Here is a 17,782-nt window from a genome sequence, read left to right as displayed (position 1 = left end):
AGCGGGAATGGGGGAGTACTGGCAGGGAGGGGAACGACGGACGCGGCACCCGGGGTCAGCGGTGCAGGTGCCGCCGGGACGGAGTCCGTCGGTGGCGCTCGCGCTGGGGCAGCAGCAGGCCACAGAGGGCGTCGGGACAGGCGCTGCGCGGCTGCAGACCCGGCGTGCGTAGCTGGTCGCGATGCAGCCCGGCTTCGGCGAGGATCGTCCAGAGCGCCGCGGCCCGGTCATTCGTTGTGTCCGGGGCCTGGTGCGCGGACGCGAGCACGCGACGCCACAGGAACGTGACCTCCGGGTGCGTCAGGACCCAGCCCCGGACACGCGACTTGCGTGCCGCGTCCTTTCCCTGCAGCGCTGTCCAGGCCACCGTGTACGCGGGCCCTTCGAGAGCGGCGAGCATGTCCTCGACCGGCAGATCCCGCGCAAGGGTCGCGCGGACCGCCGATCCGCACGGTGCGGCCAGCAACTCGATCGCCGACTCGTCGACGACGTCGACATGGTGGTCACGGATTTCCAGCGCGCCAGCGAGGAAGAACTCGGCGACCAGACCACGAGCGAACACGGATCTGTCCCGATGTGGCTGACGGGAGATGACGTGATCCCGGTGATCTTCCTCAACCGCGGACAGCACCAGAACGGGAAGCGATATCGGTCCGTCATAGTCCAAGGTCGCGGTGGATTGAGGCTGTCTCTGCATTGTTTCCTCCCCTGTGGACGAGAGGGCCGGACGGGGCGGCCCTGCCTGACGTGTGGGACTAGGCGTACGGCCACGGTTTGCCTTTATGGGCAACGGCTCCCACGTTGTAGTCATCAACGTCGAAGCGCTCCAGCAGCGGACCGGCCGTGTACCATTTCCAACACGGAACGGGCTTCGGTTGTGTTGCGTGCGGACTGGGAACGACCAACGGCAGGCCCGCGAACAACTCGGTGATCTCCGCTGGCGACTGAAAAATCCGGGCAACGAAACCGCTCTCTTCCAAGATGCTTGCTGCCGTGACGATTGCCGCGTCATCCGCGGCGTTGTCAGGGATGCAGAGGTGGCTCGCGGCGAAGAACGATCCCTCGGGAAGCGTGTCGATCTGGCCTGCTGTGACGTCCGCCGCGGTCGTGTGGCTGTCCGACGGGAGAAAAGGCAGCGTCGCGGCGCAGTGCACCAATGCGACCGGCGCGGAGTCCTCCAGCGGGACGCTGGCGTTCTCGAACAGCCGGGTGAGCAAGGCCGGGTCGTAGATGTCGTCATGGACGACACGGACGACAGGCCCTCTCGACTTGAGCGTCGAGTCGAATTCGCGCAGCGCGTGGCGCTGGCTGTTCAGCTCCGGCTCCACATAGACGACCACCGCATCGGGCTCATCCCGCTGAATGAGCTCATGCAACGGGGTAATACCTGTCGCGATCTGGTCGACGCCGCACAGCACAAAATGTTTGATCTCCGCCCGGCTGCTCAGCATCCGGCAGACCCGCACCCGGAACCAGAAATCCTCGGTGAACAAACGCTTCGCCCCACGGAACCCACCCGGTAGCGCCTGCGCGATCCTGGCGGCGACATCCCGGTCCTCGGCATAGTTGTTCTTGCCGCCGACCAGCGCGTCGATCACCCGAACACGACTGTGCCGCTGCTGACGCGCCAGCTGTTCTGACGGCATCAACCGCGGTGTGGCGACATCGGAAGTCACGTGCATCAACCCCTCGAAATGTGATGGAGTGATCTTGTTGACGAGAGGGGTGGACGACCAGGAAGGTCAACCGGGCGGTGACCGGAAGCAACCGGAAGGTCAGGCCCTTTGACCAGCGGAAATAGCGGCTCACGTCTGGCGTATTCTCAAGGAACCACCCGTCCGGCGTAACCCTGGGGTGAGGCGGTCTAACCATCGGTTCGATGGCCGTGGGCACTCTGGCCTTTGGGTGTCAACGTGCCCGATAGGGTTGTGCACCAAGATGAGTGGCGCTTACGGGCTGCGTTGCGAGGGGCAGAGGACGGATCGCGAGTCCGATAGTCACCAGTGGAGGATCGGAGAGAGGTAGGAGCTGCGTGATCCGCTCCGTGGTGTTCGATGTCGGTGAAACCCTGATCAAGGACGATCGGGAGTGGGCGGCGTGGGCCGATTGGCTCGGCGTGCCGTTGAACACGCTTTCCGGCTTGGTTGGCGCGGTCACAGCGTCTGGTCGCAACAACGTTGAGGCGTTCGAACTCATTCGGCCCGGCTTCGATCTGGCCGCTGAGCGTCAGTTGCGGGAACAAGCTGGTGTTGGCGAGCGGATCGAGGAGTCAGATCTCTATCCCGACGTGCGGCAGGCACTAGAAGCCTTGAGGGCGGCGGGTTACTGGGTCGGGATCGCGGGCAACCAAACCGACCGTGTCGCAGGGCTTCTTCGACGGCTCGCCTTGCCCGTCGATGCGATCGCCACGTCAGGGGAGTGGGGAGTCGCGAAGCCAGACGCCGAGTTCTTTCGGAAAGTAATCGAGTTCGCCCCTGGGGAGCCGCACGAGATCCTCTACGTCGGCGATCATCGGGACAACGACGTGGTCCCTGCCAGTGCGGCCGGTTTGCGCTCTGGGCTGATCCGCCGCGGCCCGTGGGGGTACTTGTGGGCCGATGATCCGGTTGTGCGTGAGAACGCTGACTGGGTGATCGACTCGCTCGTCGAACTTCCAGGTCTGCTCGTTTCCTGACTACGGTCCGAAAGCGCTCCGGCCCTGCGGCTTTACCAATCCGGCCGCGAATCCTCTGAAGGCATCGCGCAAGTCACCGCGGGTGGTGAGTTCGAGGTGGTCGACCACGTCGATGACCTGCGGATGTTCGCGAACGTGCTCGGGCGCGATACGGCCAGCCTCCCTGAACGCCCTCAGCACACGGTCGGGCTGATCAGCGAGGTGGAACGCGCGCCCCAGGTCGATGTAGAAGTGCGATCGGCGCTCTGCGGGCATCGTGGTCGGCGGTATCCAGCCGCTGGCGAGCCGTAAGGCGGCGCCGACGTCGCCGAGTTCGACGGCGAGCGCTAACTGATGGATACGCACCGACGGCGGCCCGAAAGCTGTTCCCAGGTGGACGCCCTCGTTCACCTGCTGTGCTGCCTGCTGCGCCTCCTGGATGTGGTCGCGCGCTCGTAGCGCACTCCCCGCCCGCGCGGCCATGACCGCCGCGCGCATGTGCAATGTGCCGTACGTTGCCGCGGCGGTCTCGGACGCACTGACGCGGATCTTGTCGGCCGCCGCCGTCAGCATGCGACCGCCGGCTTCCAAGTCCTGGGAGGCGAAGTACACCTCGCCACGGACATACGCGGCACTGCCGGCGAGTAGCGCGTCCCCCGATAGCTCTGCCGTGTCTCTCATCAGATCGATAATCCGCGCCGACAGGTCGTAGTACCCGAATTTGTCGGCGATCGCATCGGCCGCCCGATAGGCGTGCGTGAGCAAAGCAGCATACTGGTGCACAAGCCTAGAAGGCGCAGAAAGGTTTGCTCTGTGCAGTTCAGGCAAGAGGTCGTTGACGTCGGCCGCAAGAACGGCATAGTCCGATTGCAGCCGCCGCCCCACGACCGCTCGAACCGCCAGCGTCAACTCGGAAAACGAGCGAACAGGTCCGTCATCGGGAAGATCCCGAGTATCCAAGACGCGACGAAGCCGCGGTATATCGGAATGCACCACACTGGGGGCCGAGGTCCCCGGCCGCGCCACATCCTCTCGCCGTCCTTCGACGAACTCAGCACCGTTTGCCAGGTCAGGGACGGCGTCTAGCCGATCCTGCGCTAACGACGCGTCGCCCGCTGTTCGCTCAACGTCGACCTGTTCATCATCGTGTCGGTCGATTGTGTTCTCAGTGGTCGACTCTAGGCGCAGAGTGAGCTGGCGTCGTGTGATGCGGAGTTCCTTGGCGAGGCGCCGCTGGAGGTCGGGAGTGCTGGGCTTATAGGTACCGTTCTCCCAGTTTCGAACCGTCTTCACATCCACTCCTAGGGCTGCCGCCAGGCTTTCCTGGGTGTGACCTGCTGCAGCACGATCAGCAACCAACCCGGGACGTGAAGTTTTCACCAGGCTCCTCTCGGGCACGAGTGACCTACATTGTCGCTGGTCAAGGCTACCAAACTTCCGGTTCGCTTCCGGTTACGGCTGACCGGGCGCCCTGGTGCGGGTCAGTTGTCGCACCGCAAGATCATGTGTCTGTTGGGGACGTGTTCCGCAGTTCCGCGTCGTGCCTGGCCGACGCCTCCGCTGCTCAATGCTGGCCGGCGGAATTCGTTTGGTCGTCTTGCGAAGGAAGCACAGTGAAAGCCTCGCGATGCCTGAGACGTCACGTTCCAGGGAGGAGAGTTCAAGTAGCTCACGAGTGTTCATGCCGCAACAGCGATCTGTTGAGGCAGAACGCGGAGGGAGGGTTCGGCGAGCCCCGCCTTTGCCTGCGGAATGGCCTGCCGGTACCTATGGGGTTTCAGCGGCTCAGTCAACCGTCGTGCACGTGCTTGATCTCGATGCGTGGCACCAGAGTCAGATCCTCATTCCGCTATGCCTATCGGCGTCTGTTCGTGCAGGCCATGTCCACAGGGGGCGTCGAGGGGCACCGGCATTCCGTGTACGACTGTCCCCTGTGGACTGTGTGCGCTGCCTGGGTAATGCATCAGAGGCCGCCACAACTTGGTTTCCGTTCGTCACCTCTGACACCTCATCGACTGCAGTTCCCCGGACTTGGTGGTCGTCGGTGCGTGTTGATCGGCCGCTGCTGGCCTATCAACAGGTCCAACGTGCGGCGTGGCAGGGGCATGTCGAGCGCGCTGGTGCCAGCGATGCCCAGGTCGTTCGCGCACGGTCGTCGACGGTTATGGCGTTGATGAACGCGGAGGGCGATGTGCTGTCGCACAGCGGAGACCTGCGCGACTCCGGATTCGAAGAAGGAAACCTCGCGGTTCTAGTCCGTTGCGTCATGACAGGCGTTTTGACGATTGCAGAAGGGATTTAGCATGCGCGGGCCCGCTGCGCGGTCCGGTCGTGTCCAGGTCATGACCTACAACGCGATGCGCTACGGGGAGGATCCTGAGCGGGCTGAGCTGGTCCACAGGGTGATCCGTGAGGCGCGGGCGACGGCGTCCGCGGCGGGTGATGCGTTGGTGGTCGCGGTGCAGGAGTTGATCGCCGGAGATCCAGCGGCGGGTGTCCGGTCGGGGCGGGGGTGTCGTCGCTGGTGGCCATGGTCTGGTTCGCGGAGCAAGGCGGTACGTGCGGGGTGGCGGCTGCAGACGTTGGCCGAGGCGACTGGCTTGCGGTGTGAGTATGAGCGGAACAGGCCGGCCGTCGCGGTCGGTAGTCAGCGTTACCACCCGGGGCTGATGTGGTCGGATGAGCTGAGCCCGGCGGGCGGGTTCGCTGCGGTGTCCGGTCGGGCGCTGTGGCATGCGTATCTGCAGGTCGATCTTGATGTCGGTGCGGTGGGACCGGTGGCGCACGCGTCCTATCACGCGCGGTCGAACGGGTTACGTCAGCGCGCTGACGAGGCTGAGGTCGTCCTGAAGCAGGTGTTCCGGCCACCGCACCAGCCGACGCTGGTCGGTGGTGACTGGAATGGTGTGTCCGCGGACCGGGCTGGGGCTCACCTGCGGGTCTGCGATGGCTGGGCTGTCGCACCGGAGTACGACCGGGATCCGTATCACGTCCGGCACGGCGAACGGTGCCGGTCGGTGGATTGGCATCGCGAGTTCGTCTTCCAGTGCAGGACCTGGACGAACGGCGACGGGACCCTCGGCTGGGAAGCGGACCGGTCCGCGGGGCGGATCCTGCGCGACGGCGGGCTGGTCGACGCGGCCGCAGCTTTGGAGGCTCCGTGGGCGGCGACGGTGGGGCATTGGGATGGCGACGACGTGTGCGGGCTGCGCCGGCTGGACATCGTCCGGACCACGACAGATGTGGTGTCCGCGCTGGTGTCGTGTGAGGTCATCGACAGCGACCTGACGCGGCGGGCGTCGGATCATCTGCCGTTCGTCGTGACGTACGCCCCGGCGGCGATAGCCGCGGGGTCTCGTGGAGCGGCCGATGGATAGCGGCATCGCAGGCGCAGGTCGCCGGGGGCTACGCAGTCCCGTCCAGTCGGGAGGAGGCGTTACGGCCCCGTCGCGCGATTCGTGGTCAGGACGCGACGGTACGCCGGGGCGGATCCGTGGTAGGCGGCAGCGTAAGTGCCCGGTCCGCCCCGCGGTCGTCGATCGGTGAGCAGACCTTTCAGGTACCCGGCGGCGACCAGCCGGGTCTTGGGTGTTCGGGCCGGGGACGGCAGCGGGGCCGTCGTGTCGTGGCTACCCCGCTATGAGCGGTCGCTGGATCGGCTGGGGGTGGCGGGCGCACGCGATCCCGGTAGGCGTGGTCCCGGAGGCGAACGTGTGGCCGTGGCTGCGCGGGATGGCTGGTGCGGCAGGGAAAGAGTGGATGAGGGTCGCGGTGAGATCGTGATCAGAGGGCGGGGAGAACGTATGACGGACACGGCTGTGCGGCTGCGGGTCGCGACGGCGAATCTGAAGCGCGCGGGGTACAACCGCAAGACTCGGTTCCACGAACACGACAAGCTCGCGGCGATGCTCGCACCACTTCAGGAAGCGCCGCACGCGCTGTACTTGTCCGAGTGCACCCACTACACCGGCACACCCCACGATCCGGATCCGATCGAGGAAGTCCTCAAGCTGCTCGGCTCGCTGTGGACGACCCTTGGTCCCGATGGCCGGAAGTTCGGCGAGGTCCCTTACCGGGCCTGGATCTCTGAGGTTCCGGGATCGGTGAACGTCCCCGGATTGTTCGTCGACCCCCGCATCATCCAGCCGCGCGCCTGGTATGGGCTCGCCGGCAGGCGGACCCAGCTGGCCAACACCCTCACCGCCACCATCAACGACCACCCGTTTCGGCTGAAGTGCTTGCACTGGAACGGATCCCGCGGCCCGACCGGCCTGACCGAACAGGCGGATCAGGACGGTCAGGGCGCGTCGGAGAACGCGCTCTACGCCGGCGACTTCAACACGACCAGCTCGGCAGAGGGCGAGACGGTGTATAGGAACTGGGGTGCGCGCTGCGACCGGGTGGGCCGTCCGTGGATGCGCAGCCAGAAAGGCATCCGCCGTCCGGACGGCACCTGGGTCACGCACACCGGGATGGACCGGTTCCTGGAGCATGGCTGGTGGGACGCGGGCCAGGTCGCCGGTGACTTCACCCCGACCACGACCGATCCGGAGACCGCGCTGCGGATCGATCGCATCGTGCTCTCGAAGCGGTCACCGGCCCGCTTCGACCCCGACACGTACGCCGTCCACGGCCATCCGCTCCTCGGCAGAGGTGCGCCCCGGAATGACCATCTGATGGTCAGCGCAGACGTCATCGTCGAGGCGGCAGCATGACCAGGCTGGCCGGGTCGAGCACGGCGCTACTGATCGCGACGGTCGTGGCCGGATGCAGCCCAGCCCCGGTGAGCCCGCTGCCGCCGTCGCCGACGTCAACCCGGACGATCGGGTTGACGACCCGGGTGCCGCCGTACGCGGGAGTGCCCGCGGTGCGTGATCCATTGCCGGTCACGGCGGTATCCGGCTCGCCGTGCACGACAGCTCTCACGCCCGGACAGGTCCGGCAGGCGCTGGGTGTCGAGACCGCGGGGAAGGTCGACCGTGCGGAGTCGCCGGGTCCGACGTGCCTGTGGGAGAACCCGGTGACCGGAATGATCACCAGGGGCGCTTGTGCGACGAAACATCGCCATGGACTGAGCGCGGTCTATCCGTCACGGTCTGCGGGCGAGGGGTGGATGTGGCGGGAGCAGCGGGTAGCGGGATTCCCAGCGGTCGCCACGACCTCAGAGCAACGCTCGTTCTGCACCGTCACGATCGGCCTGGCCGACGACGTGGCAGTGGAGGTCTCGATGGCCGCCCGCGACGGCGACGATGTCGAGGGCGGCGATATGTGCACGCTGACGGGGCAGACGGCCGAGCTGGTCGTGCCCACGGTGCGGACGCGGGCGGACAGGTGACCGCCCAAACCACACCCATGAGGCATCAGGGCGTGGGCGCGCGGCGGCGGCCGGCGGTGATGGCGGATCACCCAGGGTGGCGGCGTGATGGCCAGGGCCGGTTGCGTCGGCTTCTGCGGTCACCGGACGCGGTGTGGCTCGCCGTGGCCACCCCGTCCTCTGGCGGTGGTCACGAGATCGAGGTCGAGCTCGTCGACGGGCGGCCCGGCGCCGCACCGCGGGTCGACGTCGTCGACCCGGCCACGCTCACCGAGACCGGCTCCCGGCTGCGTGAGGTCCTGCTCGCGAGGGGCCCGGTGACGCGGGCCCGGTCAAGTGATCTGTGGGACGCGCTGGTCGGCGCGGTCTTCCGGTGCACCATGCCCGCCGAGCAGGCACGTGGGTTGTACCGGGACGCCGCGATAGGGCTGGGCGAGTGTTATGGCACCCGCCTGGGGCGGGAGCAGCTTTTTCCCGAGCCCGCACAGGTTCTCGACCTGTCCGACGACGTGTTCGACGTGTACGGGCTGGCGCTGGTCCGCGATCGGCTGCGCACCGCGGCGTCGACCGTTCGCGCGCTGCGGTCCGGTTGGCAGCGGCTGTCGTGGGATGTTCTCTACACCTGTCTCGCGCAGCTGCCGCGGGACGGCTCGCTGATCGCGGGTGCCGCCGTCGCCGACCTGTCCGGGGACTTCCGTTTCGTTGTCAGCAGCGACTTTCTGGTGAGAAATCGGGTCCACAGGCTGGAGCCCGCGTCGTCCTGGCCCCAGGACGCGTTGCGGTTCAGCCCGCGGTGGCAGGCGATGACCGGCATCCAGAGATCGGACTGGACCCTGCTGATCCTCGCCGACCCAGTCCGCCACGCCACCGACCCGTGACAGCACGTCGCCGCCCTGGCTACGTGGTTCCGGTGGCCGCGCCGGCGCGCGGAACCACCTGATGATGAGGGGAGTGACCATTGTGGACATTTTTGATGCTGTTCGTGCCGGTGCGCTGGACCGCTGCCAGGGCCGAGGAAACGGCGGTGATGACCCGCTGCCGCGGCGGGCCGACGTTCCGCCCCTTTTCGGAGATCAGGGGACGGGCAGTGGGTGATCTGTGTGCCAATGCGTGCTGACCTGCCCGCGACGCAGACCCAAGTATCCAACCAGGAATACAAGAGTAGGAGAACTCGTAGCGTGACTAGTACGGCCCAGCACCCGAAGACGGGTGTAGGAAGCGTCGTTCCGCGTGTCGATCTGTTCGGCAATCCTGAGCACATAACGCCGTCGATCTCGCCGGATGGCCGGTGGCTGGCGTGGGTCGCCCCCCACGAGGGCGTGCTCAACGTGTGGGTGAGGCAGGTCGGCACCGACGATGATGCCCGGCCGGTCACGGCCGATCGCGACCGAGGCATTCGCGAGTACATGTGGGCGCCGGACAGCGCTCACATCCTCTACCTGCGGGATCAGGGCGGCGACGAAAACTCGCACCTCTACGTCGTATCGGTGCGCAGCGGCGAGGTCCGGGACCTGACACCGTTCGACGGTGTCAAAGCAGTGTTGCTTGCCCAGGAACTCCAGATCACCGACCGAGTGCTGGTCGGACTCAACAAGAACAATCCCCGGCTGCACGATGTCTACGAACTGCACGTGGCGAGTGGCGATTTGGTCAAGGTCCTCGACAATCCGGGGCTTCTCTGTTTGGTGGCCGACAGCCAGCTGGACGTGCGGGCCGGCGTCCGGTCGGACCAGGATGGCGGCCGGACGATCCTGGTGCGCGAGGTCGGCGGCGAGTGGCGCCCCTTGCTGACGGTTGATCAGATCGACGCTCTGAGCACCGTGCCGCTCGGGTTCGACGGAGACGGTCGCCGGCTGCTGGTGAAGACGTCAGCGGACGTCAACGCCACGCGGCTGGTCTGGATCGACGTGGAATCCGGCGAGCAGGAGGTCGTCGCCGAAGACCCTACCTACGACGTGGGTTCGGTCTTCGTCGATGACTCGACAAAACTGCCGGTCCTGGTGTCGTTCCAGCGTGAACGCTTGCACACACAGGCCCTGACCCGCGAGATCCAGCGCGACCTGGACACGCTCGCCGCTCTCGATGACGGAGACCTTCACATCGTCGCCGCCGACCGCGCGAACCGCACATGGGTCGTTTCCTACGTCCATGCCGACGGACCGACCGCCAGCTACGTGTACGACCGGGTCACCAGCCGAGCAGAATTTCTGTTCCATGACCGCCCCTGTCTCGCCGGCAGGCTGAACGACGTCAAGCCGTTCTCCTTCACTGCTCGCGATGGCCTGGAGATCCACGGATACCTGACGTTCCCGGCCGGGAACGCCGAGAAGCTCCCGGCCGTGCTCCTGGTGCACGGTGGACCGTGGGCGCGGGACACGTGGCGGCTGAACCCGGAAGCCCAGTGGCTGGCCGACCGTGGCTACCTCTGCATTCAGGTCAACTTCCGCGGCTCGACCGGCTACGGCAAGGCGTTCACCGCCGCCGGCAACCGCGAATGGGGCGCCAAGATGCACACCGACCTCCTGGACGCCATCACGTTCGCCGTGGAGTCCGGGTATGCAGACCCGGACAGGATCGGGATCTACGGCTGCTCCTACGGCGGATACGCGGCCCTGGGCGCCGCGGCGTTCACCCCGGAGGTATTTCGCTGCGCTATCTCCCTGTGTGGGCCGAGTAACCTTGAGACGCTCCTGCGTGCGATACCGCCCTACTTCACCCTGATGCTCGCCGAGATCTACGCGCAGGTGGGCAACCCGGACACCGAGCCCGAGTTCCTGCGGTCGCGATCGCCGTACTTCCACGCCGACAGCATGACGCTCCCGATGTTGATCGCGCAGGGAGCCAACGATGTTCGGGTCCCGCAAGCCGAGAGCGACCAGATCGTCGCCAAGCTGCGGGCCAACGGCGTACCTCCCGAGTACCTGCTGTTCAAGGACGAAGGCCACGGGCTGGAGAAACCCGCAAACCGGCTGACGTTCTATGCCAGGGCGGAGTGGTTCCTGGCCCAGCATCTCGACGGCCAGTACGAACCCGAATCCGCCTAGTCCGTGCGGCGGTGCATACAGTCCCGGATCAACGCCGGGGCTGTATGCACCGCACCGGCACAACGCGCGGCGCAGCGGTGCCGCCGGCAGCCTGGCCGCCACCACCGCGCGAAGAGAAAACCACGAGGACCACAGCCGTGCCCCGGGCAGCGGACCAGTACGACGGACCGAGATGGCTGTCCGTGCTGCCACTCCTGGCCTGCCACGACGAACACCATTCCGGATGGAGAAGGCCGCGACCGCATCGTCGCGCGGTCGCCCTCGGCCTGTTGATCGACCTCGAGTACCGCGGGAACGCCAAGATGCTGAACGGCCGGTTCACCCGGCTCCGCAGCGGGGAGCTCATTCCCTGCCTCGCGGCCGCCGCGGGACGGCTCACTGATCGCGCGTCCGCCGCGGCCGACGTGTCCGGGGATCTCCAGTTCGTGGTGAGCAATGACTTCCTGGGCAGGAACCAGGTCCACAGGCTGGATCCAGGGTCGTCCTGGCCGCGGAACGCGGTGCTTTTCAGCCAGCGGTGGCAGGCGATGACCGGCATCCGGAGATCGGACTCGTCCCCGCTGGTCCTCGCTGCCCCGGTCCGCGACACCGCCGAACCGTGACAGGACGCCCTGACCCTGGCTACGCGTTTCCGGCGGCCCGCGCCGGCATGCGACGGGAACTACGTGATGGCGAACGAAGGTGACCATTGTGGACAATGCTGACGCTGGTCGTGCCGGCGCACTGGACCGCTGCCTGGCCGAGGAGGCGGCGGTGACGATCCGTTGTTACGGCGGGCCAAACGTCCCTGATCTGTTGATGGCGAGACCGTACGCCGAGCGGATGTGGGCCGAGCGTGAACGTCACCGACCACTCGCGGCCATCGCGGGTGCCCTGCTGCTGCCAGTCCGCCAAGCCGCGCTCAGGCGTGACCCGCCCGTGCACGCGTCCTTTGTGATCAGCGAGCACGTGCTCACAGGTCTGGAACGGCGCAGAAAGAGGCCCGATATCGAGATCGCTCAGCTACATCGTCTCCGGGAAAGCGCCGATGACAGGCACGCCAGCATACGAATCCACCATTTCGAGTCGCCGCTTCTGCCCCCGCCCGGAGGCGCGTTCACGATCACGACCGATCGTGGCGGACGGCACACGGTATTCGTCGAGGCACCGGGGGAACCCGGCGGGCTACTGACACTCCAGGACCATCGGAGCGTGACCCTCTATGCGGAATGGTTCGCCGCGTTGAGCGAGGCCAGTCTTGATGAGGACGGGAGTCGTGTCCGGATCGACAAGGCCCTCAAGGAACGCCATCGGCTCCCGGGCGCAGGGCTGGACGCTGTGTGTGACAAGGCGGCAAGCGAACCGCGGCCCCGTAGGGTGAGTGCATCGTCAGAGGATGCGTCGGGGCTGACGTAGCACGCACCGGTGGGTGGCGTGGTCGAGCTTCTCCAAGTCGGACCGGAGAACGCCGGCATCGCGTGGAGGACGGCAGCGGGGGTCCGGCAGCGTCGTCTGGGGCGGGACAGCCTCGCGGTGGCCGTGACTGCCGGTTCTCGTGCAGGGCCAGAGCACCGGTCAGGACCGGACCCCGCGAGCCAGCGGGTTCAGGGACGCTGGGGCACCTTGCCGATCGGACTGGATGCCCGACGCACACGAAAAGTACGGCAGGGAGGGTCCGTGAACGGGGTCATCCATGTCAGGCCACGGATTCTCGAAAGCATTCCCCACGGAACGCGCGATTTCCCCTACCTGTAGGGAGAAATGGCCAGATCGGACCTGCACCAGCCGATCAAGGCTTCGGGCCGTACGTGGTGCCATGGCCGCCGCAGTGACTGAGCCGCGTTGCCGACCATCCCAGTTCAGATGGGGAGGCCCGGCTCGCGTAGTAGCGCGTGCCGTCCAGGGGCGCTATTCAGTATGGCCGGGTCGATGAGAAGAGCGCTGAGGTCGCGGGCTGCTTGGCAGCGGGTTCGGTTCTGCCACCATTTGCGGGGGCATGCCTTGCAGTGGCCGTGGCTATCGACCTGGTGCTGGGCGAGCAGAGTTCGCAGAGCCGCGGTCAGGAGGAGGATTCCGCCCGGAGCAAGCTGTGTGAGGGACGCGTTGTCGCCCTGGCGGGCGAGGTCGTCGTAGGTGTCGAGGCGTTCGGCCACATCGTCGGCGAACGCCTGCGTAAGGACGTAGTTCACGGGTACTCCTTGGTGAGGTTTCTGCCGTCGGTCCGGGGACCGATGGCCGCAACCGACGGCGGTGCTGACACGAAGGGCTGGGACGAGCCGGGCGTGTGTACGGGGCATCCGCGCCTACGGGGTCCAGGCGTCGGGGTCCGTGCCAGGCAGGACATGCCGGATGCCGCCTCGGGGGTCGGGCACGTCGCCGTGGTAGCGGGGGATCATGTGGATATGCAGGTGGTCGATGGTGCGGCCGGCGGCGCGGCCTTCGTTGACGCCGATGGTGTAGCCATCGGGCCGGAACCGGTCCGCGAGGACATTCCTGGCGTGCCGGAGCAGGTCGCGGATTTCGGTGTTTTCACCAGGGGTGAGGTCGAAGTACGACTCCACGTGTCGTTTCGGGACGATCTCGATGTGACCTTCGGCCGCCGGGAAGTTATCCCAGCGGACATAGGTTTCCTTGCCCTCGACCAGGATTCGGTTCATCTCGGGGTTGCGGAATTGGCAGAACGGGCAGGTGTCGGCCGCCTGGTCCGGGTCGGTGTCGTATCGGGGCATGAGGGTTCCCTGCAGGTGTGTGGTCGGGGCGGTTCGCGGCGGGCTCATGGTGGGGATTCGGGCGGCGGCTGTTCTGGCCCGGTGGCGGGCAGTTCCCTGAGTTTCTTGAGGACGCGTTGCATGACGGCGTTGTCGGGTATGGGCAGAGGGGGATGTGGTGTTTGTGTTTCGGCGAATAACGCCGCTCGCCGCGCGAGCGGTAGCGCGGGTGGCCGGTAGGTGAGCAGGTCGGCGGGGAGCATGGCGGCCGGGGGCAGCCGGTACCGGGGAACCGTGGGGGCCGGCATCACTGCGGGAGACTGGTCGAGGGTCAGGGATCCCGCCAGGGGCAGGTAGGTGGTCGGCGGGTCCGTGTGGCGGGCGCGGGCGGTCAGGGTCAGTTCGCGCTTGCGGCACGGGCAGTGTGGGCAGGCGCAGCTTCGGCGGGTCAGGCGCACTGTCCAGGTGGTGAGTGCGCGTTCTGGCTCGGTGGCCGCCGGGCCCCAGACGTGCTGGTCGTTGGCGCATCCGGCGCAGTGTGAGTCCGGGCGCACGACACGGTGGCCTAGACCGGGAAGTCGCCGTCAGGGAACCGCAGGTCTGCCAGGGCCGCGGCCGCGGGGATCGCGTCGGTGCCTGCGGTGATGGCGGTGTGCACGACGCGCTCCGCAGGGAGGTCGGGTCCGCGGTGGGGGAGCGGGTCTGCCTGGTCGGCCAGGGCAGTGCGGATCGGCGTCGCGGGTGCATGGTCCGCGCCGGGACCGTCTGTGGTGGTCATCGGTGGCTTGTCCTGCTGGGCGTCGGGGCGGTACGCGTCGCGGACCTGGGATTTCCACATGACGAAGCCGTGCACGCACTCGTAACCGGCCGCCTTCCACTCCCATGTGATGCAGGGATGGCCACCGACTTCGAAACACACCCCGGGCCGGACGACGATCGGGATGTTCCCGGGGTGAACAGGCGCGGGTTGCATGTGGATCAGCTCCTCGTGACGGGTCGCTCAAGGGGGGGGGAGGGTGCTCCGCGCCGGGGCGGGACGTGCGCCGGACGGATGGCGGCCGCCTGAGCTGACCGTGCTCGGGGGAATTCCGGTCAGCGTTGGTCGCGGCGCGCGGCGCGGAGCACCTGGCTCAGGGGCAGGGCGGGTCAGGATGTCGCCGCACCGTCGTGGCCGGCGGCGTTGATCGGTGTGCCCGCGGCTGGGGCGCGGCCGACAGGTCTGGCCGTGGCCGTAGCGCCGTGCGCAGGAGGAGACGGCGGCCCGGTCCCCGGCAGGGGGATCGTCGCGAGAACGTGGTCGACGGCGCTGCGGGTTTCCGGCGGGCTGTCGCGTAAATGGCGCCACCGCACGCCCCGCACCCCCGGCGCCCGGATACGGAGATCAACCGGGTCGGCGATCGTGACCATCACGAGCGTCCCGGCCTGAAGGTCGTCGTTCGCGATCTGGCTGGTCGCGCCGAGATGCCGGAGTCCTGTCGGGGTCAACCCCCAATCCGAGAGCAGCCAGGTGACCGCGTTCTCGATCGAGGCCTCTGGGACATTGTCCAGCGACGGCAGTTCCCACACCTGGGTGCAAAACGGCGCGGTCACTGTCCATTGGAGAACGCAGTCGTGGTGAACAATCGCCACGATGAGGCGGGTATCTGACTTCTCTGAGGTCACGTCTTTTCCTCAAGTCCTGCGACTACCGGTACCGGCACGGAAGTAGCGGAAACCGCTGGTGTGACGCCCGGCGGCGGTGCCGGGTTCGCTGTTCCCGCCGTGGTGCTGCGAGCGTGCCTGGCGGGGTAAGGGCTGCGGAACCCTTTGTCGCTGCAGCCATATGCATCGCGCTGCAATCGCCGCTGCAGCCCGGTTGCAGGACCTATGCCGCCGAGTGCACAGTGGAGCGGACCAGGGGAGGGCGAGAATGGTTTTTCATTGGACCGCGCACTCGGCGATGGCGTTGAGAGCCGCGTTGAACCTGACACTGGCCGACTTCGCCGATCTGCTCGGGCTCAGCCGCAGCACTGTCAGCCACTGGAGCGCCCCGGGCTCCTCGGCCAGCCCGGGGCTCGAAGCGCAGGAACTGCTCTCGGTCGCGCTGGAGCGGGCCAGCTCGCAGGTGCAGACCCGGTTCTGGTCCACGGTGGCCGTCGGAACCGGCAGCCCGGTGGACACCATCGACGGATCCGACATCGGCGCCCAGATCCAGGACGCGGCGGCACAGTCGATGACGATGGCGGACGACGCGATGCGCCTGGCCTCGTCCGCCGAGCAGCTGACCTATCTGCGGGATGAGCTCTGCCGGATCGCCGTCGCCTACGTCCACACACCCTTGGCGGATGTGGTGGCCGATCTGCGGGAGGCGCAGAAGACCCTGTCGGCGATCGCGCGCACCCACCACCGGCCCGGCGACGCGCAGGAGATCACGGTCCTCAGCGGTGTCCTGTGCCTGTTGCTGGCGCACGCGAGCCAGAACTCCGGCGACCCGAAATCCGCGCTCCGGCAGCTGCGGGCGGCCAGCACCTTCGCGACCGTGGCCGACAGCGACGCGTTGCGCGCCTGGGGTCTCGGAACGGCGGCCCTGATGCTCGAATGGTCCTCCCGCCCGGACGAGGCCGCCCGCCGCGCCCAGAAGGGCCTCCACCACGCGGCGAGTGCCGAATCGCACCGTCGCCTCCTGGCGATCACCGCACGATCGGCGGCCCGCGCCGGCGACGCACCCACCGCGCGGGAGGCGCTCGCACGCCTGGACGACCTCAACCCCGCCGCGGGCGACGACGAGGTGGTGCGCTTCGGGGGCCTGCTGAGGTTCCCCGAGACGAAACTGACCTACTACCGCGGCGGGGCCCTCACCCTCCTCGGCGACTACGACCACGCCGAAACCTGCGCGCTCCGGGCTATCGCGGACTACGAGACCGGCGCCCCGGAAGACCGCTCCTACGGTGACGAGGCGCTTGCCAGGCTCGACGTCACCCTCGCCCGCCTCGGGCAGGACAACGTGACCGGGGCGCTCGCGGCCGCCGAACCCGTCCTCGCCCTCGACCGCCAGCTCCGCATCGAGCAGATCGACAACGCCGTCCGGCGCGTGCACGCGGGCACACGGGCCCTCACCCGGCGAGGCCACCCCGACGCCGCCCAGCTCGACGACCGCCTCGCGGGCTACCTGGCCACGGCCGGACCCGCGCCACGGGCACTACCATCAGCCGGTGCCTGACCTCCCGGACACCGCTGCCCTGCGCCAAGCCTGCCGCGAAGCAGGCCTCGATCCCAGCGGCGCGGTCCCGCTCCGGCGACACGCCACCGCCGTCTACCGTCTCCCCGCCACAGGACACGACCTCGTGGCGAAGGTCGCCCCGCGCGCCACCCGCGCCCGCGCCGAACGCGCCGTGCACCTGACGCGCTGGCTCCGCGCACACGACTTCCCCTGCACGGAACCGGCCGACGTCACCCAGCCGATCGAGGCAGGCGAGTTCGTCGTGACCTTCTGGAAGCACTACGACCAAGCCCACCGCCCGGCACCCAGCGCAGGGCATCTCGGGCACCTTCTCCGGCACCTGCACTCCCTCCCTGCCCCGCCCGTCGACCTGCCTGCGGCCTCCCCGCTGCAGCAGTTCGCGGACCTCGTCGCCTCGTCGACCGTGCTGCCGGACAGCGACCGGGCGTGGCTGATCGATGAACGCCGCCGCCTGCTCGCCGACTACGCTGCCCTGGACTTCCCACTGGGTAGTGGAATGCTGCACGGCGACGCCTACCCCGGCAACACCCTCTGGGACGGCGGAACAGCCCTGCTCGGCGACTGGGACGAACCCGCCTACGGGCCCCGCGAACTCGACCTCGCGCCCACCCTGCAGGGCGGAATCCGCTTCGGCCGCAGCACCGCCGAACTCGACGCCTTCACCGCCGCCTACGGCTACGACCCCCGCGACTGGCCCGGCCTGCCCACCCTCACCGGCCTCCGTGACTTGCACACCCTCGGCTCCTTCATCCGCCGCGCCCAGCACGGCGACACCGACGCCGTGAACGAACTCGACACCCGGATCGCGTCCCTGCGCCGACGAGACAACTCCTCCTGGCGCGCCGCCTGACCGGAATGTTGAAC

Annotated in this window: 18 protein-coding genes; 11 read left to right on the top strand and 7 right to left on the bottom strand. The window is 67.7% G+C overall.

Annotated elements, in window-relative coordinates; all coding sequences use genetic code 11:
- Positions 1 to 55: 55 nt before the first annotated feature.
- Together L324_RS42220 and L324_RS09430 are read right to left on the bottom strand one after the other, a co-directional pair.
- Entirely contained in the window at positions 56 to 562 is a 507-nt protein-coding gene (locus L324_RS42220) for a hypothetical protein (RefSeq protein WP_037305740.1), read from the bottom strand.
- Positions 563 to 755: 193 nt separating this feature from the next.
- Entirely contained in the window at positions 756 to 1,676 is a 921-nt protein-coding gene (locus tag L324_RS09430; protein WP_161780838.1) for an SAM-dependent methyltransferase, read from the bottom strand.
- A gap of 356 nt (positions 1,677 to 2,032) precedes the next feature.
- On the opposite strand from L324_RS09430, the gene L324_RS09425 reads away from it, so the two are divergent.
- Positions 2,033 to 2,674: an HAD family hydrolase gene (locus tag L324_RS09425; protein ID WP_037305738.1), complete on the top strand. Its 642-nt coding sequence runs from the start codon at positions 2,033 to 2,035 to the stop codon at positions 2,672 to 2,674.
- Here the strand turns inward: L324_RS09425 and L324_RS09420 are convergent, their stop codons facing one another.
- Positions 2,675 to 4,033 carry a helix-turn-helix domain-containing protein gene (locus L324_RS09420; RefSeq protein ID WP_161780837.1) on the bottom strand — a complete coding sequence of 453 codons (1,359 nt, stop codon included), beginning with the start codon at positions 4,031 to 4,033 and terminating at the stop codon, positions 2,675 to 2,677.
- 664 nt (positions 4,034 to 4,697) lie between these two features.
- Here L324_RS09420 and L324_RS42215 point away from each other — a divergent pair.
- The 8 genes from L324_RS42215 (at position 4,698) to L324_RS09380 (ending at position 12,406) form a co-directional block, all read left to right on the top strand.
- Positions 4,698 to 4,955 (top strand): hypothetical protein, encoded by a 258-nt coding sequence (locus L324_RS42215; protein WP_152546766.1) that lies wholly within the window; start codon positions 4,698 to 4,700, stop codon positions 4,953 to 4,955.
- Positions 4,956 to 5,322: 367 nt separating this feature from the next.
- Complete coding sequence (locus tag L324_RS40870; protein WP_152546765.1) at positions 5,323 to 6,030, top strand: hypothetical protein; 708 nt, start codon at positions 5,323 to 5,325, stop codon at positions 6,028 to 6,030.
- 426 nt (positions 6,031 to 6,456) lie between these two features.
- Positions 6,457 to 7,368, top strand: coding sequence for a hypothetical protein (locus L324_RS09410; RefSeq protein WP_037305737.1), 912 nt, complete (start codon positions 6,457 to 6,459; stop codon positions 7,366 to 7,368).
- On the top strand, positions 7,365 to 7,988 hold the full coding sequence (locus L324_RS41500) for a DUF3558 family protein (RefSeq protein ID WP_081736263.1): 624 nt from the start codon (positions 7,365 to 7,367) through the stop codon (positions 7,986 to 7,988). The genes L324_RS09410 and L324_RS41500 overlap by 4 nt, the downstream gene beginning before the upstream one ends.
- A gap of 17 nt (positions 7,989 to 8,005) precedes the next feature.
- A complete protein-coding gene (locus L324_RS09395; RefSeq protein WP_152546764.1) occupies positions 8,006 to 8,845 on the top strand; it encodes a hypothetical protein in 840 nt (279 codons plus the stop codon).
- 300 nt (positions 8,846 to 9,145) lie between these two features.
- A complete protein-coding gene (locus L324_RS09390; protein ID WP_037305732.1) occupies positions 9,146 to 11,011 on the top strand; it encodes a S9 family peptidase in 1,866 nt (621 codons plus the stop codon).
- 137 nt (positions 11,012 to 11,148) lie between these two features.
- Entirely contained in the window at positions 11,149 to 11,613 is a 465-nt protein-coding gene (locus L324_RS09385; RefSeq protein WP_037305729.1) for a hypothetical protein, read from the top strand.
- Positions 11,614 to 11,692: 79 nt separating this feature from the next.
- The gene (locus tag L324_RS09380; protein WP_037305727.1) at positions 11,693 to 12,406 is read left to right on the top strand and encodes a Scr1 family TA system antitoxin-like transcriptional regulator; all 714 of its coding nucleotides are present in this window, start codon (positions 11,693 to 11,695) and stop codon (positions 12,404 to 12,406) included.
- 443 nt (positions 12,407 to 12,849) lie between these two features.
- Here the strand turns inward: L324_RS09380 and L324_RS09375 are convergent, their stop codons facing one another.
- The 4 genes from L324_RS09375 to L324_RS09365 all read right to left on the bottom strand — a co-directional run bounded on the left by L324_RS09375 (position 12,850) and on the right by L324_RS09365 (position 15,288).
- Positions 12,850 to 13,179: a hypothetical protein gene (locus tag L324_RS09375; protein ID WP_037305726.1), complete on the bottom strand. Its 330-nt coding sequence runs from the start codon at positions 13,177 to 13,179 to the stop codon at positions 12,850 to 12,852.
- 114 nt (positions 13,180 to 13,293) lie between these two features.
- Complete coding sequence (locus tag L324_RS09370; protein ID WP_081736261.1) at positions 13,294 to 13,719, bottom strand: HIT family protein; 426 nt, start codon at positions 13,717 to 13,719, stop codon at positions 13,294 to 13,296.
- A gap of 544 nt (positions 13,720 to 14,263) precedes the next feature.
- Positions 14,264 to 14,671 carry a hypothetical protein gene (locus L324_RS40865; RefSeq protein WP_051173799.1) on the bottom strand — a complete coding sequence of 136 codons (408 nt, stop codon included), beginning with the start codon at positions 14,669 to 14,671 and terminating at the stop codon, positions 14,264 to 14,266.
- A gap of 173 nt (positions 14,672 to 14,844) precedes the next feature.
- Positions 14,845 to 15,288, bottom strand: coding sequence for a hypothetical protein (locus L324_RS09365; RefSeq protein WP_152546762.1), 444 nt, complete (start codon positions 15,286 to 15,288; stop codon positions 14,845 to 14,847).
- Between the two features lie 319 nt (positions 15,289 to 15,607).
- Here L324_RS09365 and L324_RS09360 point away from each other — a divergent pair, with 319 nt between their 5' ends.
- Positions 15,608 to 16,897, top strand: a complete 1,290-nt coding sequence (locus L324_RS09360; RefSeq protein ID WP_152546761.1) for a helix-turn-helix domain-containing protein — start codon at positions 15,608 to 15,610, stop codon at positions 16,895 to 16,897.
- Complete coding sequence (locus L324_RS09355; protein ID WP_037305723.1) at positions 16,890 to 17,768, top strand: phosphotransferase; 879 nt, start codon at positions 16,890 to 16,892, stop codon at positions 17,766 to 17,768. The genes L324_RS09360 and L324_RS09355 overlap by 8 nt, the downstream gene beginning before the upstream one ends.
- Positions 17,769 to 17,782: the final 14 nt, after the last annotated feature.

Source organism: Amycolatopsis orientalis DSM 40040 = KCTC 9412 (genome assembly GCF_000478275.1).
Lineage (GTDB): Bacteria > Actinomycetota > Actinomycetes > Mycobacteriales > Pseudonocardiaceae > Amycolatopsis > Amycolatopsis orientalis.
Note: the sequence above shows the minus strand (reverse complement) of the source record. Positions and strands in the feature narration are given on the sequence as shown.

What these genes read in the sequence shown, in the direction of transcription:
- L324_RS40870 (WP_152546765.1), top strand. Translation starts at nt 5,323, where the DNA reads ATGTGGTCGGATGAGCTGAGCCCGGCGGGCGGGTTCGCTGCGGTGTCC.
- L324_RS09410 (WP_037305737.1), top strand. Translation starts at nt 6,457, where the DNA reads ATGACGGACACGGCTGTGCGGCTGCGGGTCGCGACGGCGAATCTGAAG.
- L324_RS41500 (WP_081736263.1), top strand. Translation starts at nt 7,365, where the DNA reads ATGACCAGGCTGGCCGGGTCGAGCACGGCGCTACTGATCGCGACGGTC.
- L324_RS09395 (WP_152546764.1), top strand. Translation starts at nt 8,006, where the DNA reads ATGAGGCATCAGGGCGTGGGCGCGCGGCGGCGGCCGGCGGTGATGGCG.
- L324_RS09370 (WP_081736261.1), bottom strand. Translation starts at nt 13,719, where the DNA reads ATGCCCCGATACGACACCGACCCGGACCAGGCGGCCGACACCTGCCCG.
- L324_RS40865 (WP_051173799.1), bottom strand. Translation starts at nt 14,671, where the DNA reads ATGCAACCCGCGCCTGTTCACCCCGGGAACATCCCGATCGTCGTCCGG.
- L324_RS09360 (WP_152546761.1), top strand. Translation starts at nt 15,608, where the DNA reads ATGGTTTTTCATTGGACCGCGCACTCGGCGATGGCGTTGAGAGCCGCG.